Raw genomic sequence first — 22,434 nt, 5'->3', positions numbered from 1 at the left:
CCTTCGGGAACGTGAGCCATGAACTCGAAAGTGCAAAGCCTGAGAGACTTCCTTGCCGGCCACGGCCGCATTGCGCTGGTCGAGGTCGCCGGAACAAAAGGCTCGACGCCGCGCGAGACGGGCGCCTTCATGCTGGTCTCGGCATCGGCGATATCGGGCACGATCGGCGGCGGCCAACTTGAATATATGGCGATCGACAGGGCGCGGCAGCTGCTCTTCTCCCCCCTTGAGGGGGGTGAGGAGCGGTCGGCCAACGGCCGAGAAAAAGCCAACCATTTGGCTTTTTCAGCGACGAACGCCCGGAGCCATAGCGAAGGGCAGGCCGCAAAGCGGCCAGAGGGGGTCGTCTCAGAAGGCACCGCCGGAATGTCGAGCCGAGTCGATCCGACCCCACCCGGCGGCTTCTCCGCCACCCTCCCCTCAAGGGGGAGGGATGTCAGCGCTACCCTCGACATCGCGCTCGGGCCGGAAATCGGCCAGTGCTGCGGCGGCAGGGTCGAGGTGCTGATCCGGCTGGTCGACGCAGCGTTGGCGCAAGAGTTGGTTGCGGCGGCGGAAGCCGCTGAGGCTCAACTGCCGTATGTCTACATCTTCGGCGGCGGCCATGTCGGCGAGGCACTGGCATCGGCGGTGGCCTTGCTGCCGGTGCGTGCCGTCGTTGTCGAGACGCGGGCCGAGGCGCTGGATGGCATTCCGGACACTGTCGAAACCTGTCTGACGCCGATGCCAGAGGCGGTTGCGCGCAAAGCCCCCCGGGGGGCCGCGTTCGTCATCCTTACCCACGACCACGCACTGGATTTCCTGATAGCGACCGAGGCCCTGAAACGCCGAGATGCCGCCTATGTCGGCATGATCGGCTCGAAGACCAAAAAGGCGACGTTCAGGAGCTGGTTCCTGAAGTCGGCGAACGGAAGCGAGGCGGAATTTGCACGCCTCGTCTCGCCGATCGGCGGCGATGCGGTCAAGGACAAACGCCCGCAAGTGATCGCAGCGCTCGCCGCAGCCGAGATCATGACAGCGCTGGTCGCCCAGGCGACGACATCCGCCGCGCTGCACCGTGGCAAGGCAATGGCTGACTGACAGCCAATATTCCGCCGAGTTGTATTTTTGCGCAGGCGCTTCCGTAGCGTGCTGCTCACATCGGTCGTTTCAGGCCCAGATGGTCGCGCAGCGTGGTCCCTTCATAGTCCTTGCGGAACAGGCCGCGTCGCTGCAACTCCGGCACGACGAGCGCGGCAAAGGCGTCGAGCTCGCCGGGAAAATAAGAAGGCATGACGTTGAAGCCATCGGCGGCGCCGCCCGCGAAGCGTGCCTCGAGTTCGTCGGCGACCTGAGCCGGCGTGCCGACGACGCGCCAATGGCCGCGCGCGCCGGCGAAGTGACGCGCAAGCTGGCGAATGGAGAGCTTGTCCCGGCGCGACTGCTCGATGATGAGAGCTTGCCGGCTCTGCATGCCTTCGCTGGCCGGCAGCTCCGGCAATGGTCCATCAAGTGGGTAGCGCCACAGATCGGAGATGCTGAGATAGCTGGACAGCAGCGCGACGCCGACGTCGTCGGGGATCAGCTCTTGCAACTCCTCATGTTTCGCCCGGGCTTCCGCTTCGGTTGCCGCCACGATCGGCGCGACGCCCGGCATGATCTTGATGTCGTCGGGCTCACGCCCATAGGTCGCCAGACGTCCCTTGAGATCGGTGTAGAAGGCCTTCGCCTCCTCAAATGTCTGCGCCGCCGTGAAGACCACATCGGCGGTGCGGGCGGCAAGGTCCCTGCCAACGTCCGAGGCGCCGGCCTGGACCATCACAGGCGCGCCTTGCGGAGAGCGTGGCAGATCGAGCGGGTCGCGAACCGAAAAGCTCTGGCCGTCGTGGCCAGGTCCGGAAACCCCGTCGAGCTTGCCTTGCCAGAGTGCGGTAACCACAGCAGCGAATTCACTAGCGCGCTCATAACGGTCGGCATGCGGGCGCAGGCCGGTCGCGCCGAAATTGGCGGCTTCGATGTGGCTGGCGGAGGTAACCAGGTTCCAGCCGGCACGGCCGCCGCTCAGATGGTCGAGCGACAAGAAGGTCCGCGCCAGCCCGTAGGGTTCGTTGTAGCTCGTCGATGCCGTGGATACGAGACCGATGTGGCTGGTCTGGACCGAGAGGGCCGCAAGCAGGCTGATCGGCTCGAAGCCGATCGAACGCGACGTCTGGCTGGCAATATTGACATTGGCCTCGCGCACGCCTGCGGCGTCCTCGCAGAAGATCATATCGAACTTCGCCGCCTCAGCCGTCCGCGCCAGCCGGATGTAATGCTCGATGTCGACGCCCGCCGTCACATGCGCTTTTGGGTGGCGCCAAGCGGCAATGTGGTGGCCTGTTGCCCACAGGAACGCCCCGAGCTTCATCTGACGGGCGGTCATTGTCCCTCCTCCCCGGCCAGTCCGAGATGGGAGCGCAGCGTCGCGCCGGGATAATCCGACCGAAGAAGGCCGCGGCGACGAAGCTCCGGCAGCACGAGGCCGACGAAGTCGTCGAACACAGCCTCGACCGGCGGCATGACTATGTTGAAACCGTCGCAGCTTTTGGATCGGAAGGGCTCTTCGAGCCTGTCCGCGATAACCTCCGGCCCAGCGGCCAGTTCAGCATCTGGCGCGACGTTCATCAGCGCCTTTATCGCGTCCGGACTGCGCCCGACCGCAAGCGCGCGGCGCTTCAGATCGTCAGCGTTCACGCTCGCTGGCTCGTCAAGCAGGATGACATCGGCGAAGCGGGCGGCGATGTCCATGTCAGCCTCCGACAGGCCAGACATGACGAGCACCGGCATATCCTGCGGTGAGCGTGCAACGTTCAGCGGCCCACGCACGGAGAAAAACTCTCCCTTGTGGTCGAGCAGGTGCATCTTTTCGGGATCGAAGAAGCGGCCATCGCTTTTGTCGAACAGCAACGCATCCGCGTCCCAACCGCGCCACAAGCCCTGCACGATGCCGATGAATTCTTCCGCACGTCGGCGAAAATCGTCGCCGGAAAACCCTTCCGGCCGGCTGAAATTGGCTGCCTCGCGCGGATTGGGGACCATGCTCGCGCTCCAGCCGGCGCGGCCGTGACTGATGATGTCGAGCGAGGCAAAACGGCGCGCCAGATTGTAGGGTTGATGGGCGACCGTCGACGCCGCGGCGACGAGGCCGATCCTGCTGGTCACTGTCGCCAGCCCCGCCAGCAGGGTCGTCGCTTCGAAAGGCAGTTGCCGGTTCGGTGTGTCGCCGCCTGCAGCCGGCGCGGTATCGGCAAGGATCACCATGTCCAAGCCGGCTGCTTCGGCCTTCTGCACGAGCCGCGCCAGAAGATCGAAATCCGGACCGGCGTCGGACGGATGGGAAGGGGCGGTTTCCGGAAGCAGTGAGACGGCGAGATGCATTGTGGCGCCGTTGGCCATAGGTCTTCCCTGGTGAGTGAGATTCCGCAAGAATTATCTTCGCCAGCTGGACGGAAAGCAACCGGTAAGCCGGCGATCATTTTCCGGCCAGAATATCCTTGATCAGCCGCTGACAGCGCTCGGCCATGAAGTCGAGCAGCAGCCGCACCTTCGGGTCCTGCAGCTTCTTGTGCGGGTAGACGGCCGCAAACTGCACCGGCGTCGGCGGCGTGTCGGCCAGGATCACCTTCAGCCGCCGGTCGCGGATGAACGGCTCGACCTCGAATCGCGGCTTGTTGATGATGCCGCGGCCCGACAGCGCCCAGCCGGTCAGCACATCGCCGTCGTCCGTGTCATAGGGCCCGTGCACTTCGAACTTTCGCGGGCCGTCGGCTGTCTGCAGCATCCACACATACTCGCGCGCGCCGGAATAGCGCAGCATCAGGCAGTCGTGCTTCTTGCCGATCAACTCCTGCGGCTCGATCGGCTCGCCGCGCGCCTCCAGATATTTGGGCGCCGCCACCAGTACCCGTTCGCATTCCATGATGCCGCGCATCCTGAGGCTGGAATCCTCGATGATGCCCAGCCGGAAGGCAACGTCGATGCCTTCCTTCATGATGTCGACATTGTGGTCTGAAAGCCTGAGCCGCACCTCGATATCAGGATATTTGTCGTGGAAATCGGGGATGCCCGAGGCCACCAGCCGCCGGCCTAGGCCGAGCGGCGCCGTCACTTTTATGGTGCCGCGCGGCTGGCCGGATAAGGCGCTGACCGCGGCTTCCGCCTCGGTGACCGCCTCAAGCACCTGCTTGGCGCCGGAGTAGAACACGGTGCCGTGCTCGGTCGGCATAAGTTGCCGGGTCGTGCGATTGAACAGCCTGACACCAAGATGCTTTTCGAGCTCCTTGATGCGGTTGGAGGCGACCGCCGGCGAAATGCGCATGTCGCGGCCCGCCGCCGACAAATTGCCGAGTTCGACGACACGGACGAAGACGGCGATGTTGTCGAGGTAGGCCATACGGGTTTCGTGGCTCTCATGCGGCTGCGTGTAACAAGCCTAGTATTTTCCAATTTTTTTTGAAAGTCATCGTGCAGCTCAGCCCTTTCCGTTTGCGCTCCAGTCCGTAAAGTCACCCAATCGGCAGGGACGATCTTTCAATGATGGATTTCGCGATTTTCTGGGACTGGCTGAGTTTCGCCGTGCGCTGGCTGCATGTCGTCACCGGCATCGCCTGGATCGGCTCATCCTTCTATTTCGTCGCGCTCGATCTTGGCCTGCGCCAGCGTCCGGGCATGCCCGCCGGCGCCTTCGGCGAGGAATGGCAGGTGCATGGCGGCGGCTTCTACCACATCCAGAAATATCTGGTGGCGCCGGCCGAAATGCCGGAGCACCTGACCTGGTTCAAATGGGAATCTTACGCCACCTGGCTGTCAGGCTTTGCCATGCTGTGCGTCGTCTACTATGCCGGGGCGGACCTGTTCCTGATCGATCCCAATGTCCTCGCCATGTCGGTGCCTACGGGCATCTTGCTGTCGCTGGCGACGATCGGCGTCGGCTGGGTGGCCTACGACCTCTTATGCCGCTCGCCGCTCGGCAGGAGCGACACCGGCCTGATGCTGGTGCTCTATGGCGTGCTGGTGTTTATCGCCTGGGGTCTCACCCATCTGTTCACCGGTCGCGCCGCCTTCCTGCACCTCGGCGCCATCACCGCAACGATCATGTCGGCCAACGTCTTCATGGTCATCATCCCGAACCAGAAGATCGTCGTCGCCGACCTGATCGCCGGCCGCAAACCCGACCCGAAATACGGCAAGATCGCCAAGCAGCGCTCGCTGCACAACAATTACCTGACCCTGCCTGTTTTGTTCCTGATGCTGTCGAACCACTACCCGCTGGCCTTCGGAACTGAGTTCAACTGGGTGATCGCCTCGCTGGTGTTCATCATCGGCGTGCTGATCCGGCACTATTTCAACACCATGCATGCGCGCAAGGGCAACCCGACTTGGACCTGGCTGGCTGCGGCCGTCCTGTTCGTCGTCATCATCTGGCTGTCGACGGTGCCGAAAGTGCTGACCGGCGAAGTCAAGGCGTCCTCGGCGGCACAAATCTATGTCGCCTCGGCACATTTTCCCACCGTGCGCGACACCGTGCTTGGCCGTTGCTCGATGTGCCATGCGCAGGAGCCGTCCTACGAGGGCATCTATCACGCGCCGAAGGGGGTGATGCTCGACACGGACGCCGGTATCGCCGAGCAAGCCCGCGAGATCTACCTGCAGGCTGGTCGCAGCCACGCGATGCCGCCCGCCAACGTTACCCATATCACCGACAGGGAGCGGGCGCTGCTGGTGGCATGGTTCGAGGAGGCAGGGAAATAAGCATGACCAGCACGCTCCTGCGCGGCCGCACGCTGTCCTTCCTGCGTTGGCCTGAGACCGTCGACGACCATTCCGCCTGGCGCTACGAGGACGATGGCGGCTTGCTGCTCCGCGACGGCAGGATCGTTGCCGCGGGCGCCTATGCCGACGTCGAGAAAAAGGCTGATGAAGGCGCAAAAAAGATCGATCACCGCCCACATCTGCTGCTGCCGGGTTTCATCGACGCGCATGCGCATTTTCCGCAGATGCAGGTCATCGCCTCCCATGGCGCGGAACTGCTCGACTGGCTGAACACCTACACTTTTCCTGAGGAAACCAAATTCCAGAACGCCCAGCATGGCCGCCGCATTGCCAGGCTGTTTCTCGACGAGGTGGTGCGTCACGGCACGACGACAGTCGCCGCCTATTGCTCGGTCCACAGGGAGTCTGCCGAAGCGTTCTTCGCCGAGTCGCATGACCGCAACATGCTCAACATCGCCGGCAAGGTAATGATGGACCGTAACGCGCCGGAGGGCGTGCTCGATACAGCTCAGTCGGCTTATGACGATAGCAAGGCGCTGATCGCCGATTGGCACGGCAAGGGACGCCAGCATTATGCCATCACGCCGCGCTTCGCCATCACCTCGTCGCCGGAGCAGCTGGAAATGGCGGACGCGCTCTGCCGTGAACATCCTGATCTGCACATGCAGACGCATCTGTCGGAAAACCACGCCGAGATCGCCTTTACCCTGCAACTCCATCCAAAGGCGCGCGACTATACCGATGTCTACGAGCATTACGGGCTGCTCGGGCGCAAAAGCCTGTTCGGCCACTGCATCCATCTGTCGGAACGCGAGGCGGATGCGCTTTCGGATTCAGGTTCGGTGGCGGTATTCTGCCCGACCTCGAACCTGTTCCTCGGCTCGGGCTTGTTCGACTATCAGCGCTACCGCCGCCGCGAAAAACCACTCCGCATCGCCGCCGCCACCGATGTCGGCGGCGGCACCAACTACTCGATGCTGCGCACCATGGACGAGGGCTACAAGGTGATCGCCCTGAACGGCGAGAAGCTCAATCCATTCCAGTCATTCTGGCAGCTCACCCGCGGCAATGCCGAGGCGCTGTCGGTCGTGGAAAAAATCGGCACCCTTGACCCAGGCAGCGATGCCGACATCGTCGTGCTCGACGCGCGCGCCACGCCGGCGATGCGGCTGCGGATTGAGACGGTGGGCACGCTGGCAGAGGAGCTGTTTCTGCTGCAGACGCTAGGCGACGACCGCGCCGTGCGCGAGGTCTATGTTGCTGGGCGGGCGGCGAAAAGCGATATGGCGGTTTAGCTGCCGCATACGCCCGGCTTGACCGGGCCGCAGCCATCCGCCAAAGCGTGCGGCGAAGTTGGACAGGGGAACGACATGGCTGCTGCGGACGACATCGCTCTGATCGAGAAACAGGAAGCCACGCTTGTCTTCCCAGCCTTCGACGAGGCTGTCGCCTTCAAGATCGGCTCGGCGATCCGTGAACGGGCGCTAGCCGAGGACCTGCCGATCATCGTCGACATCAGAACCTTCGACCGGCCGCTGTTCTATGCAGCGATGCCAGGCTCGAACGCCTCCAATCCGGATTGGGCGCGGCGCAAGATCAACGTGGTCAGACGTTTCCTGAAAAGCACCTATCGCATGGTGCTCGAGCAGCAACGCCCCGACCGCAGCTTCAAGCCGGGCGAAGGGCTTGATGTCGCCGATTACGTACTCGCCGGCGGCGGCTTCCCCATAACGGTCAAGGGCGCCGGCGTCATCGGCGTGATCGCGGTTTCGGGCCTGCCGGAGCGCGAGGATCACGGCGTCGTGGTCGACGCCCTGTGTGCCCATCTGGGCATCGATGCTCGGGAGCTTGCGCTGCCGCTGGAAGCAAAATGACCGATCCCAAGACCTTCCTCACCGCCATCTTCGATGCCGCCGTTGCCGCAGCCGATCCCCAGAGGACCATCAGGGATCATCTGCCGGCAAAGCCGAAAGGGCGCACTATCGTCATTGGCGCCGGAAAAGGCTCGGCGCAGATGGCGGCGGCTTTCGAGAAGGTGTGGGACGGGCCGATCGAAGGGCTGGTCGTCACCCGTTACGGCTATGGCGCAATCTGCCAGCGCGTCGAGATCATCGAGGCGGCGCATCCGGTGCCGGACGCCGCCGGTCTCGAAGCCTCGCGCCGGTTGCTCGAAAAGGTGCAAGGGCTGACGGCGGACGATCTGGTCGTGGCGCTCATCTCCGGCGGCGGCTCGGCGCTGCTGCCGTCACCTGCTGAAGGTCTGACGCTGGCCGACGAGATCGCCGTCAACGAGGCGCTGCTCGCCTCCGGTGCACCGATCGCTGCGATGAATACCATTCGCAAGCATGTTTCCACGATCAAGGGCGGCAGGCTGGCGGCAGCCGCCTATCCGGCCAAGGTGGTGTCGCTGGTCGTCTCCGACATTCCGGGCGATAATCCGGCGCTGGTCGCTTCCGGCCCGACCGTTCCCGATGCCGGCAGCCGCCAAGACGCCCTGGCATCGATCGCCGCCTATGGCATGAAATTGCCGGCCTCTGTCATGGCGCATATCAATTCGCCGGCCGCCGACGCACCGCGCCCTGACGATCCGCGTTTTTCGCGCAACGAAGTGCATCTGATAGCCTCGGCCGGCGTATCGCTGGAAGCGGCTGCCGCCGAAGCCCGGCGCCGAGGCATCGAAGCGGTTATTCTCTCCGACTCCATCGAGGGCGAAGCGCGCGAGGTCGGCAATGTTCACGCTGCGGTCGCTCGTGAAGTGGCGACGCGCAACCGGCCTTTCCGAAAGCCGGTATTGATCCTGTCGGGCGGCGAGACGACGGTGACCTTGCGGGCAAAAGGCAGGGGCGGCCGCAACTCGGAATTTCTGCTTGCCTTCGCCATCGGCATCAGCGGCATGGCGGGTATCCATGCGCTGGCCGCCGATACCGATGGCATCGACGGTTCGGAGGACAATGCTGGCGCCTTTGCCGACGGTTCGACGGTTTCGCGGATGCGGGCGGCAGGCGTCGATGCCAAGGCGATGCTTGCCGGCAACAACGCCTGGACGGCATTCGACACCGTTGGCGATCTTTTCGTGCCCGGCCCGACCGGGACGAATGTCAATGATCTCCGGGCCATATTGATCAGATAGGCTCAGGCCGCCATCAGCTTTTTTACCGCCTTCATGTCTTGCAGGAACCGCTCGCGTTCGGCCTGTTTGTCCGCCGGCTCGCGGATGCGCAGGATGAAGGACGGGTGGATGGTGACGAATACGCGCAAGCCATCCTCGCGCTCCACCACCGTGCCGCGCATCTTCATAATCGGCACGACCTTGCCGAGCAGCGCCTGCGCCGCGGTTGCGCCGAGCGCCACCACAAGATTGGGCTTGATCAGATCGAGCTCCTTGTCGAGCCACCAGCGGCAGGCCTGCACCTCGCCGGCATTCGGCTTGGAGTGGATGCGCCGCTTGCCGCGCGGCTCGAATTTGAAATGCTTGACCGCGTTGGTGACATAGACTTTCAGCCGATCGACGTCGGCATCTTCTAGGATCGCGTCGAAGACCTTGCCCGCCGGCCCGACGAAAGGTTTGCCGGCCAGGTCCTCCTGGTCGCCAGGCTGTTCCCCCACGAAGATCACCTTGGCCCCGTCAGGCCCTTCGCCGAACACAGTCTGCGTCGCATTGCGCCACAGCGGACAGCGACGGCAGGCTTTCGCCACTTCGCGGAGTTCGGGAATAGATCTTGCGTCGTCGCCTTCCGCCGTCTCAGGCAATTCGCGCTTGGGCAAGCGTCTTGCCTGCACCTTGGCGTGGTGTGGCGTGGGATTTGTCTGCATCCTGGCGATCATGGCTGATGCGGCCTTCGTCCGCTGCTGCGATCAGATGCGGAATGAGCGAAGCCCCGGAAAGGTTCCTTCAAATAACCCGGACCGTGCTTCGCCGGGAGAATGTTCGGCGATGCGATCGCCTCACACCTCGTGCAGATAGAGATGATAGTCCAGTTCGCTGACCGTGCGTGCTACGCGCAGATATTCGGATTGCTTGATCGCCACGAACGTTCGGTGCAGGTCTTCGCCCAGTGCGCCTTTGAGGAATGTCGAAGCCCTCGCCGCCTCGATCGCGGCGCGCCAGTCCACCGGCATCGTCGTGCGCGTGACTGCCGACTCGTAGCCGTTGCCGATGGTTTCGGGGCCGGGATCGAGGCCCTCGTCGAGACCCCTGGTGATGCCGGCCAGCACCGTTGCCGCGACCAGATAGGGATTGGCGTCGACGCCCGACGGCCGGTGCTCGATGCGCCGGTTTTTGGCATCACCCGCAGGCACGCGCAGCGCCACCGAGCGGTTGTTGACACCCCAGCTCGGCGCTACCGGCGCATAGGATTGCGAGACGAAGCGACGCCACGAATTGGCGTGCGGTGCAAACACCAGCATCGATTCGGCCATGGTTTGAATGAGGCCGCCCAGACCGCGCAGCAGGGGCAAGGACCAAGTCTCGCCGCTGGCTTCAGCGAAGACGTTCTTGCCGGCCTTGTCCAGCAGGGAAACGTGGAAGTGCATGCCGGAGCCGGCATATTTTTCGATCGGCTTGGCCATGAAGCAGGCGGTGACGCCGTGGCGGCGCGCCTGCGCCCGTACCAGCCGCTTCAGCATGACGAGATCGTCGGCCGCCCGCATCACGTCCTGGCGGTAGTTCAGCGTCAGCTCGTACTGGCCGGGCGCATATTCGGAAATGACCGTCTCGGCCGGAATGCCTTGCACCTTGGCCGCGGCGTAGATGTCGGAAAACAGCGGCTCCATGCCGTGCAGATGGTCGACGGAATAGACCTCAGTCTTGACCGAGCGGCGGCCGTCGAGCACCGCGTTCGCCGGCTGCACCTTGCCGTCGGCGTCGCGCTCGTTGGCGAGCAGAAAGAATTCGAGCTCGAAGGCGCCGGCAGGATGCAGGCCCTTGGCCGCCAGTATCTCCACCTGACGGGCAAGCGCCAGCCGCGGGTCGGAGGACATCGGCTGACCATCGAGATGATACATCGCCATCAGCACCTGGCCGCGTGGCGGCTGTGTGCCGAACAGCGGCACCAGCGTGCCGGGGATCGGCCATGCCCGCAGGTCGCCGTCGCCGGTCGTCCAGATCAGCCCAGTCTCGTGAACGTCCTCGCCGGTGATGTCGAGGCCGAGGATCGAGATCGGCATGTGCCGGCCACCCTCGAAGATGCTCATCAACTCATGCCGGCGCACGATCTTGCCACGCCCGACGCCATTGGCGTCGGTCAGCACGATGTCGAACGCTTCGATCTCGGGATGGGCGTCGAGAAAGGTTTGCGCCTCGGCGGGCGTCGAGCCCGAAGGGGAGGCGATGATGGCGTTCAAAGTTTGCTTGTGCGCTTCTCTCATACGCAAGCTTGTCTCATGCCGCGAGCCTTGCCGCAACCGCACCGAAGGCGCTGATCAGGCGGTTAACCTGGGTAGCGCTGGTCGCCGGCGAGATCAGCATCATGTTGTGGAACGGCGCGATCAGCACGCCGCGGTTGACCAGCGCGACATGGATCGCCGCTTCGAGCTCCGGCGCGTGCGCTGTTTCCGCTTCGCCGCCATTCCTCAACGGACCGGGTGCGCAGATGAACTCGATGCGCGCGCCGACCCGGGCAACATGCCAGGGCAGGCGGTAGCGGTCGATGACGGCGGTCAGCCCGGCGTCGAGCCGCCGCGCCAGATGGTCCATATGATCATAGTTCTCCTCGGTCATCACTTCTTCGAGCGTGGCGCGCATCGCCGCGAATTGCAGCGGATTGGCCGAGAGCGTCGTGCCCATGCCGGAATAGCCCGGTTGCTTGGTCCTGATATAGTCGGCATAGCGCGTGGCGACTTCTTCGCTCATGCCCCATACGCTGGCCGGCACACCGCCGGCGATCGGCTTGCCGAGCACGAACAGGTCTGGTTCCAACCCATATTGCCTGGTGTAACCGCCGGGACCGGTCGAGATCGTGTGCGTCTCGTCGATCAGAAGCAAGGTGCCGGCCGCGTGGGTGAGACGCCGTAGCGCGTCGTGGAAGCCGGAATCGGGCAGCACCATGCAGGAATTGGTCAACACCGGCTCGGTGATAAGGCAGGCCACCTCCTTGTCTTTGAGTGCGGCCTCAAGTGCCGGCACATCGTTGAACTCGATGACGTCGGTTGCCCGCGTCAGGTCACGGAATTCGCCGGCCAATCCAGGCCGGTTGCCCGGTCTGCCGTCGACCAGCCGCACCATCGTCTCGTCGACCGAGCCGTGATAGCAGCCGTTGAACACCAAGATCTTTTCCCGGCCGGTAATGGCGCGGGCGACGCGCAGCGCAAAGCGGTTGGCATCGGTCGCCGTCGTCGCGATCTGCCAGAACGGCAGGCCGAAGCGCTGTTGCAGCAGCGGGCCGATGGCAAGTGCATCTTCGGAAGGCAGCATGTAGGTGAGGCCGCGTCCAGCTTGCCTACGGATGGCGCGGGCGACCGGCGGCGGCGAATGGCCGAACATCGAGCCGGTGTCGCCAAGGCAGAAATCGTCGAGCCGGTTGCCGTCGATATCCGTGATGGTTGCGCCTCTGGCGCTGCCGACCAGGATCGGGAACGGCGTCGGCCAGTCGTTCATCCAGTGCATCGGTACGCCGCCGAAGAAGCCCTGCAGGCCATTGCCGACATTCGCTGCCGATTTCGGCCGTGCCTGGCGGAAGGCTTCGGCTTCGGTCTCGCGCAGATCGGCGATGCGGGCAGTGCTGATGCCACCGATGGACGTTTTTAAAGGATCGATTGTATGCATGGAGGCCCTCTCGTTCGCCACTCTAGCCAATCGGCGGCCGGAACCGCAATTGGTCACGGGGAATGGGGAATGGGGAATGGGGAATGGGGAATGGGGAATGGGGAATGTATTCTCTATTGCCCTACTCGCTAGGCCGAAATGTCGATGACGCCGCAGTCGCCGGCAGCACTGCCGAAGGCGACGCGGCGCTCTTCCTTGTCCCACATCATCGAGGTGATGGCGCCCTTGCCCGGCCGCCGCAGCAGCACTTCCTTGGCGTCGGTGAAGCGCACCGCCATCACCATGCCGTCATCATAGCCGACGGCGACGACATCCTGGCTCGGATGGCAAGCGACCGAGGTCACCATCGCGTTGCCGCGCGTGCCGAGCTCCAGCGGCGCCTTGCCCATCGGCCCGTCCTTGCCCGAAAACGGCCAGACGATCGCCGCCGGCGCGCCGGAACTCGCCAGCCATTTTCCCTTGGACGCCCACGACAGGCTTTTGACCTTGCCTGGATAGCCGCTCATGCGCATGTGCTTGCCGTCGGCCAGCTTCCAGCCATGCAGCGCGTTTTCCTGCATGGTGGTGACGAGGAAGGCGCCGTCCGGCGAGAAGATGATGCCGGTATGGGCGCCGGCCCATTCGAGCTCGACCGGCTTGCCGTCGGTCGCCGGGAAATGCAGCGTCGCGCCATTGTAGCGGGCGACGCCGAAGCGCATGCCCTTGGGCGAGAACGCCAGCCCCTCGACCGAGCGCGGATGCATGAATTCCTTGGTCTTGCCGTCGGCAAAGCGCACAAAAGCGGTTTTGCCCGCGGCATAGGCGATGGCGCCTTGTGGTCCGGCGGCAACGCTGGTGATCCATTTCTTGCCCGCACTCGCCAGTTCCACCGCCTCGCCGCCGGCTTTGATGGCAAATACCTTGCCGTCCTCGCCACCGGTGATCAGCCGATCGTTAGCCACATCATGGAAGGCGGCGAGCAGCCCGTCATTGGCCTGCACAGTCTTGTGGCCATGATCAAGCCGATGGATCGCGCCGTCGGCCAACGCAAAGTGCGGCACGTCGCCAAGGAAGACGGCGGCGATGCAATGTCCCTGGAGATCAAGTGGGGCGACTGTCGGCATGAGAGACTATTCCAAATCGTTGGCGCGGCTAAGTGCGACGCGACCTTCTCCCCTAGCGGGAGAAGGTGGATTGGCGCGCAGCGCCAAGACGGTTGAGGGGTGTTGGAAGGATCGCCGTTGGTGCCAAGCTGGAACACCCCTCATCCGACCGAGCTTCGCTCGGCCACCTTCTCCCACAAGGGGAGAAGGAAAGAAGGTGCAGCGCTAGCGTTATAAGACTTGGAAATCAAGCGGCCTGGCAGGCCTCAAAGCTCTTCTTCAGCCGCTCGGCATCGAGCTCGCGGCCGATGAACACCAGCCGGCTCTCGTGTTTTTCGCCGTCCTTCCAGGCGCGCTGGTGGTCTCCCTCGATGATCATGTGCACGCCCTGGATGACGTAGCGCTCGTCATCGCCCTTGAGCGCGATGATGCCTTTCAGCCGCAGGATGTTCGGGCCTTCCATCTGGGTGATCTTCTCGATCCACGGGAAGAATTTCTTCGGGTCCATCTCGCCGCCGCGCAACGACACCGATTGCACCGTCACGTCATGGATATCGGAAGGGTGTGCGTGATGATGGTGATCGTGCCCGTCGTGATCATGGTGGTGGCCATCGTGATCATGATGGTCGTGGTCATGATGATCATGGTCGTCATGCGCCTCGAGAAAATGCGGGTCGTTCTCCAGCGCCCGTGAAAGATCGAAGGCGCCGCGGTCGAGCACCTCGGACAACGCCACGCCGGCGCGCGTGGTGCGGTGGATCCTTGCCGCCGGATTGATTGCGCGGATCGTCGCCTCGACCTTGCTCAGCTCCTCCGGCGTGACGAGATCGGTCTTATTGAGCACGACGACGTCGGCAAATGCGATCTGATCCTCGGCTTCGCGGGAATCCTTCAGCCGCAACGGCAGGTGCTTGGCGTCGACCAGCGCCACCACCGCGTCGAGCCTGGTCTTGGAGCGCACGTCGTCGTCCATGAAGAAAGTCTGCGCCACCGGCACCGGATCGGCGAGGCCGGTGGTCTCGACCACGATGGCGTCGAAGCGGCCTGGCCGGCGCATCAAGCCTTCGACAACGCGGATCAGGTCGCCGCGCACCGTGCAGCAGACGCAGCCATTGTTCATTTCGTAGATTTCCTCGTCGGATTCCACGATCAGCTCGTTGTCGATGCCGATCTCGCCGAATTCATTGACGATGACAGCGTAGCGCTTGCCGTGGTTTTCCGAAAGGATGCGGTTGAGCAGCGTGGTCTTGCCGGCGCCGAGATAGCCGGTGAGAACGGTTACGGGGATCTGCGTCGTCTGTGCATCGCTCATGTTGGGCCTCGAAAAGGATTGTTGGCTCCATATAGGGTGCCCCCGGCCGTTTTGCACGCGGCAAACCGATGGGCCAAGCAGGCGCCAACATTGCTGAACTTTCCCAACATTGCTGGACTTTCATTGGCGCGGGCTGGCCTCACTGCCTAGATACGATCAATGCAGCTTGTTCCAGGATCAAAGAGGCGCCGGATGTCCGACAAACCGTTGTCCTTGCCGTTGAGCCGGCGCCAGGCCCTCGGCCTGATTGCCGTTAGCGCCGGCGGCGGCGTCTTTCTGCCGGGCATCGCGCTGGCTCAGCAGGCCTCGCCATATGCCGGACTTGCACTGTTCGATAGCGGTGCCGGCGTCTGCGCCATCACGCCGGAAGCGACCGAAGGGCCGTTCTATTTCGACCCGAAGCTCGAACGCGCCGACATCACCGAAGGCAAAGCGGGCATTGCCCTCAATGTGCGGCTGCAGGTGGTCGACGCGGGCTGCCGGCCGCTTGCCGGCGCGCGCGTCGACATCTGGCATTGCGACGCGCAAGGGCATTATTCGGGCTATCCGGGACAAGGTGACGGCCAGGATGTCGACACGTCAGGCCAGAGTTTTCTGCGCGGCTGGCAAAAGACCGACGACACCGGCATTGTCTCGTTCGCCACCATCTATCCCGGCTGGTATCGCGGCCGCACCACTCATATCCATTTCAAGGTCTTCCCCAACGACAATTCGGTGATGACCGGCCAGCTGTTTTTCCCCGACAGCCTGAGCGAGCAGATATTCACCACTGTCGCGCCCTATACCGACCGGTCCGGCAGGCGCGATACGCTGAATGCCAGGGACGGTATCGCGCGGCGTGCCGGGCCGCTGTCGCAGGCGGCGTTGCGCGAGGTGGCGGACGCCTACCAGGCCTTGATGATCGTCGCTGTAAAGGCTGATTGAGTTCGTTTCGTGTGTACGGCGCTCCGGCTGAAGGCTCCCACCTGCACAGAAAAGTCGTTTGTCATCTAACTGAAATAAACATCTGGCATTAGCCACGGCGGACATCGCATTGCTTGCCGGCAAAGCTGTTTTGCAAAGCCGGATCTTTTTGATCGTCGATTGCCAACCGGGCGGCTGCCTCTATGCTCTCCGCACCGGTTCGGCCGAAGAGGGGTGACCATGGCCAAGGCGGACAAGACTGCGACAATGAGCCGGCTGCATTCGGCGGCGCGGCTGGCGCGTACGGCACTTGCCGCGCGCCTTCTGGCTCACGGCTTCTATGCCGGCCAGGACCAGATCATGCTGGCGCTCGACCGTGAAGACGGGCAGACGCCCGGCAATCTTGCCGGCCGCCTCGGCGTGCGCCCGCCGACCATCACCAAGACCATCAACCGGCTGCAGGCGCAGGGCTTCCTGGAAAAGCGCGCCTCTGCCGCCGACGCCCGCCAGGCGCATATCTTCCTGACCGACACCGGCCGCGAAATCATTCACGCCATCGAGAAATCGGTGAAGAAGACCGAGAAGCTGGCGCTGAAGGGTCTCGACAAAAAGGACCAGAAGGCGCTGTTCAAGCTGCTCGCCCGCGTCGAGGCCAATCTCTCGAACGGCGAGATGGTTCTCGTCGACGACGAGATCGACGCCGACGAATAATCTGCAGCTGACGCCATCAGGCAGCCGCTGCCGGCGATCCACGGATCAGGGCCGACCAGCGGCCCGGCGTGACGCCGAACGCTTTCTTGAAGTGCCTGATAAAATGGCTTTGGTCGCTGAAGCCGGCCGCTATCGCGATTTGCGCCAATGGTTCATTCGCCTCGATCATGCGGCGTGCCCGTTGAAGCCGGCGCATCAAGAGAAAGCGATGCGGGCTGGTGGAGAAGGCAGCACGGAAATGCCGTGATAGGGCGTAGCGGTCCAGCCCGGTGATCGCCTCCAGCTCTTCGGAACGCACGATACGGAAAACATTTTCTTCCAGATAGTCGCGTGCCAGGCTGGCAGCCCGCCACGCTGTCCTTGGGATCGGTTTGGCCGGCAGGCCTGCATGCCGTGCCAGGCTTTGCATCAGCTGCGCAATGAAGTCGGCGGCAAACAGATCGTCCAGCTTCTGGTCCAACGGACCCAGCGCCGAAAGCAGCCTGGTGCGAAAGACAGGATCCGTTACCACGGCATCCCTGACGAAAGGCAGCGGTGCGCCGATCGTATCGAGGCAGTCCAGCATGATGGACGGCTCCAGATAAAGCATTCTGTAACGCAGACCGTCTTCGGTGCCAGCACCCCCGTCGTGCAATTCGTCGGGATGCAGCACGATAATCTGGCCGGGCAGGCTGTGACGCGTCGCGCCGCGATAACGGAAGGTCTGGACGCCATGCAGCGTCACGCCAATGGCGTAGGTATCGTGACGATGGAGATCGAAGGCGCTGCCGTGGAACCGGGCCTCGATACGCTCCATACCGACGGAATCGGGGGCCGAGATGACGCAGTTTTCCGCCGCATCAACGCACAAACGTCCAAGACCCTGGAAGGCCTCGCCATTTAGATCGTGTGACATCGCTTCATTTGCGCCTTCGAATTAGAAAGTCTCTCATGTTCGACACGAAATTTGCAATCGTGCTGCAGGACGATCTTCCCGTCTGGCAGAAACTCAACGTCACCGCCTTCCTCACCAGCGGCATCGTCGCGCAGTATAGAGACATCATCGGCGAACCCTACCGCGACCGCGCCGGCAACATCTACAATCCGCTGTCGATCCAGCCGATCATCGTGCTTTCGGCCGACCGCTCGACGCTCACTGCGATCCACCGGCGGGCGCTGGAGCGCGGTGTGACGACCTCGCTCTATGTCGACGAAATGTTTTCGACCGGCCACGACGCGGCCAACCGCGCCGTCTTTGCCGAATTCGCACCCGACGACGCCAAGGTCGTCGGCATCGCGCTGCGTGCCGAAAGGAAGCTAGTCGACAAGATCACCAAGGGTGCCCGAATGCATCCCTAGCGCATCGGCCCGAAAATCTTATTCGGGCCTCACCCGGGTACGTGCCGGTTTGGTGCGGCGACATGCAGGAGCAAGACCAAGCCTGTGACGGCTGATTGTTGTGCCAGTCTCTTTTGGCTTGCCGGCAAGTGGCAATTCCCGCAAAAGTGAGCTCTATCTCACCATCCGGCCCGAAATTTGAGTCCTCCCCCAAGACAAGACGAAAGCGCGACGCCTCCGACGGCGATCCTTTGCATGCTTTCCGTCTATGTGTTTTTCACTTTCCTCGATAGCAGCAGCAAGTATCTTGTCGTGGCCGGCGTCTCGGCGCTGATCGTCGCCTGGGCTCGCTTCGCCGTCCATGTCGTGCTCGTCGGTATCTTTCTGCGCGGATGGCGCGAGCCGGCGCGCTTTCGCGCCAACAATCTGCCAGCGCATATCATGCGCGGCGCGTTCCTGTTCGGATCGACCATTTGCAATGTCATGGCGCTGCGGACCCTGCAACTGGCCGAAACCACCTCGATCTACTTCTTTGCACCGATGGTGATCACAGCACTCGCCGGTCCTTTGCTCGGTGAGTGGGCGGGCTGGCGGCGCTGGCTGGCTATCCTGAGCGGCTTCGTCGGCGTCCTCATCATCACCCGGCCGGGCGTCGGCGTCTTTGGCATCGGCCACCTCTTCGCGCTCGGCTCGATGCTGTCGAACTGTTTCTACGTCATCATGACGCGGCGCATGTCGGCGACCGAAACTTCGGAAAGCCTCATCCTCTTTTCCGCGCTGGCGCCGGCCGTACTGCTGCTGCCGATGCTGCCGTTTTCGCTTTCGCTGCCACAGGATGGCTGGCACTGGTTCATCCTGCTGATGCTCGGCGTCTTCGGCGCGATCGGCCACTGGCTCCTGGTTCAGGCCTACCGTCTCGCCACCACCACCGCACTGGCCCCCTATCCCTATTCGCAGATGATCTGGATGATCATTGCCGGCTGGATTATCTTCAACCAGTTTCCCGACCGCTGGACGCTTATCGGAGCTGCCGTCATCGTCGCCAGCGGCCTTTATATCGTCCATCGCGAGCACCGGCTACGCGTGCGCAACCGCGCCGCTCTCGACGTCGAGGTGGAAGCGTTGGCAAAAAAACTTTGATTTGTCCCCGAAGGGTGGCATAAGGCCGCGTTTAAACTGTTTAGATCATGATCCCGCAAAGTGGAATCCGGTTTTCGCTGGAGATCATGGATCGGCTCTAGACCGTCGGGGGAGCGCAAGGCGCTGGCACAGAAGATCAAGCTTTCGACGATCGCGGATGCGCTCGGCGTGTCCACGGCCACGGTCTCTCTGGCCCTGCGCGACAGCCCGCTGGTCGCCGGGACCACCCGCGACCGCATCAAGGAACACGCCCGCGCTATCGGCTATATCTATAATCGCCGCGCCGCCAGCCTGCGCACCTCGCGTTCGGGCATCGTCGGCGTCGTTGTCCATGACATCATGAATCCCTTCTTCGCCGAGATCTTGCGCTCGATCGAGAGCGAGCTCGACCGCAGCCGGCAGACCTTCATCCTGTCGAACCACTACGACCAGCTCGAAAAGCAGCGCACCTTCATCGATACGCTGCTGCAGCTCGGCGCCGACGGCGTCATCATGTCGCCGGCCATCGGCACGCCGCCCGAAGATATCCTGATGGCCGAGGAAAACGGCCTGCCGGCGGTGCTGATCGCGCGCACCGTCGAAGGTGCCGACGTACCGGTGTTTCGCGGCGACGATGCGTACGGTACCGGGCTTGCCACCAACCATCTGATCTCGCTCGGCCACAAGCGCATCGCCATGGTCGGCGGCACCGACCAGACCTCGACCGGCCGCGACCGCTACCAGGGCTATGTCAACGCGATGGAGGCGGCCGGGCTGGAAGTCAGGCCGTCCTGGCGCATCGCCGGCCCGCGTACCAAGCAGGCCGGTTTCGAAGCCGCCGGGCAGTTCCTGGCGCTGAAGGACAAGCCGACCGCCGCCTGCTGCTGGAACGACCTCGTTGCCATAGGCCTGATGAACGGCATCGCGCGCGCCGGGCTGGTGCCTGGCATTGACATATCCGTTACCGGCTATGACGATCTCGAGGAAGCCGCCATCGCGACGCCGGCGCTGACCACCGTCTGGAACGGCCAGCGCGAAGTTGGCCGCCGCGCCGCCAGCGCGCTGCTCGACAAGCTCAATGGGCAGGTGGTGCGGCCGTCGCAGGAACTGATCAAGCCGGAACTGCATGTGCGCCAGTCGACCGGCAAACCGGTGGAACGTGCATGACAAAAGCCGAACAGCAGCAAGCAGTCGCCATTCTGGTGCCGGGCCAATTCAACGATCATGCCGTCGGTCGCATCGACCGGACGTTCACCCGCATGGGGATTGAACGGCCTGATGCGTCGCTGGTCACCGACGAGCTGCGCCGGTCGGTGCGCGGCATCGCCGCTTTCGGCGGCATAGATGCCGCACTGATGGACGCGCTGCCGAATCTCGAGATCATCGCCAATTTCGGCGTCGGCTATGATTCGGTCGATGTCCGCCACGCAGCACGGCGCGGCATTATGGTGACCAACACCCCTGACGTGCTGACCGAGGAGGTCGCCGACACCGCACTCGGCCTGCTGATCAACACCGTCCGCGATCTGCCGCGCGCCGAGACATGGCTGCGCGACGGCAGTTGGGCGCGCAAAGGCAACTATCCGCTAAGCCGGCTGACCTTGCGCGGCCGCAGCGTTGGCATTTTCGGCATGGGCCGCATCGGCCTTGCCATTGCGCGGCGGCTGGAGGCCTTCGGGCTGCCGATCGCCTATCATAACCGGCGCCGGGTCGAAGGCCTGTCCTACGAATACCACGGCACGCTGAAGGGGCTCGCCGAGGCGGTGGATACGCTGATCTCGGTGGCGCCCGGCGGCGCCTCGACGCAAAAGGCGATCAATGCCGAGATCCTGTCGGCGCTCGGCCCCAACGGCGTCTTCATCAACATCGGCCGCGGCAGCACGGTGGACGAGGCGGCCCTTGCCGCAGCCCTTGCCAATGGCACCATTGCCGCCGCCGGGCTCGACGTCTTCGCTGATGAGCCGAATGTGCCGCCGGCTCTGCTTGCCGCCCCCAACACGTCGCTTTTGCCGCATGTCGGCTCGGCGTCCGAGCATACCCGCCGCGCCATGGCCGACCTGTGCGTCGACAATCTGGTTTCCTGGTTTTCCCGGGGAAAGGCGCTGACGCCGGTGCCGGAGACGACAAACGTCAAGGCGCAACGTTGAATGGCGATCTGCCACATTTATTAACGTCGGCTTAACGCTTTGAAATCATTCTGCATCCTTCGCTGAACACGCGGAGAAACAGGATGAAGACGCTCCCCGCATTGCTCGCGACGGCCGCTCTGCTCGGCAGCGTTCAGTTGTTAAATAACAGTAGTAGCAAAGGTGGCACAGCCACTGAGCCTGCACCATCGTTCGTTAGCTACAGGCTGGTGGCCAATGGCGACGAAGCGTCCTGCGCGGTCAAGCGCGGCGCCGAAATTTCCAAGGGCTTGTCGCTGCTGACAGTCGCCGTGAATTGCCGCCGGGTTTTGCCGGGCATCGAACGCGCGAAATTCTGGCGTGAGCAGGATGACGGCACGGTCACCTTCAGCGCGAACGGCATCGACCCGATCGTTACTTTCGCCGTCGCCGACGGCGGCGATTACGAATCCTATGCGCCGGCCCTGCCACTGCTGTCGCTGGCCGCCAGCATCCGCTGATTAACTTTTTTATTCCGCGGCGGTGCGCACGCCGGACTTTGCCGCCGCGTGCAGGCGCACCGCGTCGCCGAAGGCGCGGAATATCCCCGCCGAGACGCTGTCGGACTTGACCCAGTATTCGGGATGCCACTGGACGCCGACCGCGAAGGCGCGGGCATCCCGCACCGAAACCGCCTCGACCGTGCCGTCCGTGGCGACCGCTTCTATCTGCAGCTTCGGGCCGAGCCGGTCGACCGCTTGGCGATGCACCGAGTTGACCATGATGTCGCCCGCCCCGAACACGCCGGCGAGGCAACTTCCCGGCTTGATCGAAATCGTCTGGCGGATGGCGAAGCGCTCGTCCTGATTGTCGCTCGCAGGAGCGCGATGGTCCAGCGAACCCTCGCGCTCCTGGATTTCCGCGGCCAGCGTGCCGCCCAGCGCCACATTCATCTCCTGGATGCCGCGGCAGATGGCGAGCAGCGGCACGCCGCGCTCCACCGCCTTGCGGATCAGCGGCAGCGTCGTGGCATCGCGGGCAGGATCGTAGGGGCCGTTGGCCTCGCTGGCGTCGCCGCCATAGAGCGAGGGGTGCACATTGGATTTCGAGCCAGTGATCATGACTCCGTCGACGGATGCCAGGAGTTCATCGAAATCGAGCCGGTCGCCGAAGGATGGCACCAGCACCGGGAACACGCCGGCGGCCGAAAGCGCCGCCTCCAGATATTGCTGCGGAGCGGCATGCCAAGTGTAATTGTCGAATTGGCGGACGTCAGTCGATATGGCGACGAGCGGCTGCTGCATTTTTGATCCGGGTCCATTCAAGTGCAAG

Annotated in this window: 22 protein-coding genes; 12 read left to right on the top strand and 10 right to left on the bottom strand. The window is 63.5% G+C overall.

What is annotated here, in order from left to right:
* The first annotated feature begins 18 nt into the window (after positions 1-18).
* Positions 19-1,080 (top strand): xanthine dehydrogenase accessory protein XdhC, encoded by a 1,062-nt coding sequence (gene xdhC, locus ABID19_RS08300; RefSeq protein WP_354489579.1) that lies wholly within the window; start codon positions 19-21, stop codon positions 1,078-1,080.
* 55 nt (positions 1,081-1,135) lie between these two features.
* Here xdhC and ABID19_RS08295 read toward each other — a convergent pair whose 3' ends face one another.
* From ABID19_RS08295 to ABID19_RS08285, 3 genes are all read right to left on the bottom strand, one after another.
* Positions 1,136-2,401, bottom strand: a complete 1,266-nt coding sequence (locus ABID19_RS08295; RefSeq protein WP_354489577.1) for an LLM class flavin-dependent oxidoreductase — start codon at positions 2,399-2,401, stop codon at positions 1,136-1,138.
* A complete protein-coding gene (locus tag ABID19_RS08290; protein ID WP_354489575.1) occupies positions 2,398-3,414 on the bottom strand; it encodes an LLM class flavin-dependent oxidoreductase in 1,017 nt (338 codons plus the stop codon). The genes ABID19_RS08295 and ABID19_RS08290 overlap by 4 nt, the downstream gene beginning before the upstream one ends.
* A gap of 76 nt (positions 3,415-3,490) precedes the next feature.
* A complete protein-coding gene (locus ABID19_RS08285; protein ID WP_352926577.1) occupies positions 3,491-4,411 on the bottom strand; it encodes a LysR family transcriptional regulator in 921 nt (306 codons plus the stop codon).
* Positions 4,412-4,551: 140 nt separating this feature from the next.
* On the opposite strand from ABID19_RS08285, the gene ABID19_RS08280 reads away from it, so the two are divergent.
* The 4 genes from ABID19_RS08280 (at position 4,552) to ABID19_RS08265 (ending at position 8,920) form a co-directional block, all read left to right on the top strand.
* Positions 4,552-5,769, top strand: coding sequence for a urate hydroxylase PuuD (locus ABID19_RS08280; protein WP_354489573.1), 1,218 nt, complete (start codon positions 4,552-4,554; stop codon positions 5,767-5,769).
* A 2-nt stretch (positions 5,770-5,771) separates the two neighbouring features.
* A complete protein-coding gene (gene guaD, locus ABID19_RS08275) occupies positions 5,772-7,085 on the top strand; it encodes a guanine deaminase (RefSeq protein ID WP_354489571.1) in 1,314 nt (437 codons plus the stop codon).
* A 75-nt stretch (positions 7,086-7,160) separates the two neighbouring features.
* Positions 7,161-7,664, top strand: coding sequence for a heme-degrading domain-containing protein (locus tag ABID19_RS08270; RefSeq protein WP_354489569.1), 504 nt, complete (start codon positions 7,161-7,163; stop codon positions 7,662-7,664).
* Positions 7,661-8,920: a glycerate kinase type-2 family protein gene (locus ABID19_RS08265; protein WP_354489566.1), complete on the top strand. Its 1,260-nt coding sequence runs from the start codon at positions 7,661-7,663 to the stop codon at positions 8,918-8,920. Before ABID19_RS08270 ends, ABID19_RS08265 begins: the two co-directional genes overlap by 4 nt.
* A 2-nt stretch (positions 8,921-8,922) precedes the next feature.
* Here ABID19_RS08265 and ABID19_RS08260 read toward each other — a convergent pair whose 3' ends face one another.
* The 5 genes from ABID19_RS08260 to ABID19_RS08240 form a co-directional block, all read right to left on the bottom strand.
* Positions 8,923-9,603 carry a UdgX family uracil-DNA binding protein gene (locus ABID19_RS08260; protein WP_354489564.1) on the bottom strand — a complete coding sequence of 227 codons (681 nt, stop codon included), beginning with the start codon at positions 9,601-9,603 and terminating at the stop codon, positions 8,923-8,925.
* Positions 9,604-9,735: 132 nt separating this feature from the next.
* Complete coding sequence (locus ABID19_RS08255; RefSeq protein ID WP_354489563.1) at positions 9,736-11,157, bottom strand: glutamine synthetase family protein; 1,422 nt, start codon at positions 11,155-11,157, stop codon at positions 9,736-9,738.
* A gap of 13 nt (positions 11,158-11,170) precedes the next feature.
* The gene (locus tag ABID19_RS08250) at positions 11,171-12,553 is read right to left on the bottom strand and encodes an aspartate aminotransferase family protein (protein WP_354489562.1); all 1,383 of its coding nucleotides are present in this window, start codon (positions 12,551-12,553) and stop codon (positions 11,171-11,173) included.
* A 128-nt stretch (positions 12,554-12,681) separates the two neighbouring features.
* Positions 12,682-13,656: a WD40 repeat domain-containing protein gene (locus tag ABID19_RS08245; RefSeq protein WP_354489560.1), complete on the bottom strand. Its 975-nt coding sequence runs from the start codon at positions 13,654-13,656 to the stop codon at positions 12,682-12,684.
* A 226-nt stretch (positions 13,657-13,882) separates the two neighbouring features.
* Entirely contained in the window at positions 13,883-14,947 is a 1,065-nt protein-coding gene (locus ABID19_RS08240) for a CobW family GTP-binding protein (RefSeq protein ID WP_354489558.1), read from the bottom strand.
* 192 nt (positions 14,948-15,139) lie between these two features.
* Here ABID19_RS08240 and ABID19_RS08235 point away from each other — a divergent pair, with 192 nt between their 5' ends.
* Together ABID19_RS08235 and ABID19_RS08230 are read left to right on the top strand one after the other, a co-directional pair.
* Positions 15,140-15,871: an intradiol ring-cleavage dioxygenase gene (locus ABID19_RS08235; protein ID WP_354489556.1), complete on the top strand. Its 732-nt coding sequence runs from the start codon at positions 15,140-15,142 to the stop codon at positions 15,869-15,871.
* A 219-nt stretch (positions 15,872-16,090) separates the two neighbouring features.
* Positions 16,091-16,561, top strand: coding sequence for a MarR family winged helix-turn-helix transcriptional regulator (locus ABID19_RS08230; protein WP_354489554.1), 471 nt, complete (start codon positions 16,091-16,093; stop codon positions 16,559-16,561).
* Positions 16,562-16,577: 16 nt separating this feature from the next.
* Here the strand turns inward: ABID19_RS08230 and ABID19_RS08225 are convergent, their stop codons facing one another.
* Complete coding sequence (locus tag ABID19_RS08225) at positions 16,578-17,456, bottom strand: AraC family transcriptional regulator (protein WP_354489552.1); 879 nt, start codon at positions 17,454-17,456, stop codon at positions 16,578-16,580.
* Between the two features lie 35 nt (positions 17,457-17,491).
* Between ABID19_RS08225 and ABID19_RS08220 the strand changes: the two genes are divergently transcribed.
* The 5 genes from ABID19_RS08220 (at position 17,492) to ABID19_RS08200 (ending at position 21,623) form a co-directional block, all read left to right on the top strand.
* The gene (locus ABID19_RS08220; protein WP_354489550.1) at positions 17,492-17,899 is read left to right on the top strand and encodes a DUF2000 family protein; all 408 of its coding nucleotides are present in this window, start codon (positions 17,492-17,494) and stop codon (positions 17,897-17,899) included.
* A gap of 234 nt (positions 17,900-18,133) precedes the next feature.
* Positions 18,134-19,018: a DMT family transporter gene (locus tag ABID19_RS08215; RefSeq protein ID WP_354489548.1), complete on the top strand. Its 885-nt coding sequence runs from the start codon at positions 18,134-18,136 to the stop codon at positions 19,016-19,018.
* A 123-nt stretch (positions 19,019-19,141) separates the two neighbouring features.
* Complete coding sequence (locus tag ABID19_RS08210) at positions 19,142-20,164, top strand: LacI family DNA-binding transcriptional regulator (protein ID WP_354490644.1); 1,023 nt, start codon at positions 19,142-19,144, stop codon at positions 20,162-20,164.
* The gene (locus ABID19_RS08205) at positions 20,161-21,144 is read left to right on the top strand and encodes a 2-hydroxyacid dehydrogenase (protein WP_354489546.1); all 984 of its coding nucleotides are present in this window, start codon (positions 20,161-20,163) and stop codon (positions 21,142-21,144) included. Before ABID19_RS08210 ends, ABID19_RS08205 begins: the two co-directional genes overlap by 4 nt.
* An 83-nt stretch (positions 21,145-21,227) precedes the next feature.
* On the top strand, positions 21,228-21,623 hold the full coding sequence (locus ABID19_RS08200; protein ID WP_354489544.1) for a hypothetical protein: 396 nt from the start codon (positions 21,228-21,230) through the stop codon (positions 21,621-21,623).
* Between the two features lie 9 nt (positions 21,624-21,632).
* Here ABID19_RS08200 and ABID19_RS08195 read toward each other — a convergent pair whose 3' ends face one another.
* Complete coding sequence (locus tag ABID19_RS08195; RefSeq protein WP_354489542.1) at positions 21,633-22,406, bottom strand: gamma-glutamyl-gamma-aminobutyrate hydrolase family protein; 774 nt, start codon at positions 22,404-22,406, stop codon at positions 21,633-21,635.
* Between the last annotated feature and the right edge of the window lie 28 nt (positions 22,407-22,434).

The sequence above is a fragment of the Mesorhizobium robiniae genome (assembly GCF_040545535.1).
Taxonomy (GTDB): Bacteria; Pseudomonadota; Alphaproteobacteria; order Rhizobiales; family Rhizobiaceae; genus Mesorhizobium; species Mesorhizobium robiniae.
Note: the sequence above shows the minus strand (reverse complement) of the source record. Positions and strands in the feature narration are given on the sequence as shown.

What these genes read in the sequence shown, in the direction of transcription:
- ABID19_RS08270 (WP_354489569.1), top strand. Translation starts at nt 7,161, where the DNA reads ATGGCTGCTGCGGACGACATCGCTCTGATCGAGAAACAGGAAGCCACG.
- ABID19_RS08280 (WP_354489573.1), top strand. Translation starts at nt 4,552, where the DNA reads ATGATGGATTTCGCGATTTTCTGGGACTGGCTGAGTTTCGCCGTGCGC.
- ABID19_RS08235 (WP_354489556.1), top strand. Translation starts at nt 15,140, where the DNA reads ATGTCCGACAAACCGTTGTCCTTGCCGTTGAGCCGGCGCCAGGCCCTC.
- ABID19_RS08215 (WP_354489548.1), top strand. Translation starts at nt 18,134, where the DNA reads ATGCTTTCCGTCTATGTGTTTTTCACTTTCCTCGATAGCAGCAGCAAG.
- ABID19_RS08240 (WP_354489558.1), bottom strand. Translation starts at nt 14,947, where the DNA reads ATGAGCGATGCACAGACGACGCAGATCCCCGTAACCGTTCTCACCGGC.
- ABID19_RS08260 (WP_354489564.1), bottom strand. Translation starts at nt 9,603, where the DNA reads ATGCAGACAAATCCCACGCCACACCACGCCAAGGTGCAGGCAAGACGC.
- ABID19_RS08205 (WP_354489546.1), top strand. Translation starts at nt 20,161, where the DNA reads ATGACAAAAGCCGAACAGCAGCAAGCAGTCGCCATTCTGGTGCCGGGC.
- ABID19_RS08285 (WP_352926577.1), bottom strand. Translation starts at nt 4,411, where the DNA reads ATGGCCTACCTCGACAACATCGCCGTCTTCGTCCGTGTCGTCGAACTC.
- ABID19_RS08220 (WP_354489550.1), top strand. Translation starts at nt 17,492, where the DNA reads ATGTTCGACACGAAATTTGCAATCGTGCTGCAGGACGATCTTCCCGTC.
- xdhC (WP_354489579.1), top strand. Translation starts at nt 19, where the DNA reads ATGAACTCGAAAGTGCAAAGCCTGAGAGACTTCCTTGCCGGCCACGGC.
- ABID19_RS08230 (WP_354489554.1), top strand. Translation starts at nt 16,091, where the DNA reads ATGGCCAAGGCGGACAAGACTGCGACAATGAGCCGGCTGCATTCGGCG.
- ABID19_RS08225 (WP_354489552.1), bottom strand. Translation starts at nt 17,456, where the DNA reads ATGTCACACGATCTAAATGGCGAGGCCTTCCAGGGTCTTGGACGTTTG.
- ABID19_RS08250 (WP_354489562.1), bottom strand. Translation starts at nt 12,553, where the DNA reads ATGCATACAATCGATCCTTTAAAAACGTCCATCGGTGGCATCAGCACT.
- ABID19_RS08195 (WP_354489542.1), bottom strand. Translation starts at nt 22,406, where the DNA reads ATGCAGCAGCCGCTCGTCGCCATATCGACTGACGTCCGCCAATTCGAC.
- ABID19_RS08295 (WP_354489577.1), bottom strand. Translation starts at nt 2,401, where the DNA reads ATGACCGCCCGTCAGATGAAGCTCGGGGCGTTCCTGTGGGCAACAGGC.
- ABID19_RS08200 (WP_354489544.1), top strand. Translation starts at nt 21,228, where the DNA reads ATGAAGACGCTCCCCGCATTGCTCGCGACGGCCGCTCTGCTCGGCAGC.
- ABID19_RS08290 (WP_354489575.1), bottom strand. Translation starts at nt 3,414, where the DNA reads ATGGCCAACGGCGCCACAATGCATCTCGCCGTCTCACTGCTTCCGGAA.
- ABID19_RS08265 (WP_354489566.1), top strand. Translation starts at nt 7,661, where the DNA reads ATGACCGATCCCAAGACCTTCCTCACCGCCATCTTCGATGCCGCCGTT.
- ABID19_RS08245 (WP_354489560.1), bottom strand. Translation starts at nt 13,656, where the DNA reads ATGCCGACAGTCGCCCCACTTGATCTCCAGGGACATTGCATCGCCGCC.
- ABID19_RS08255 (WP_354489563.1), bottom strand. Translation starts at nt 11,157, where the DNA reads ATGAGAGAAGCGCACAAGCAAACTTTGAACGCCATCATCGCCTCCCCT.
- guaD (WP_354489571.1), top strand. Translation starts at nt 5,772, where the DNA reads ATGACCAGCACGCTCCTGCGCGGCCGCACGCTGTCCTTCCTGCGTTGG.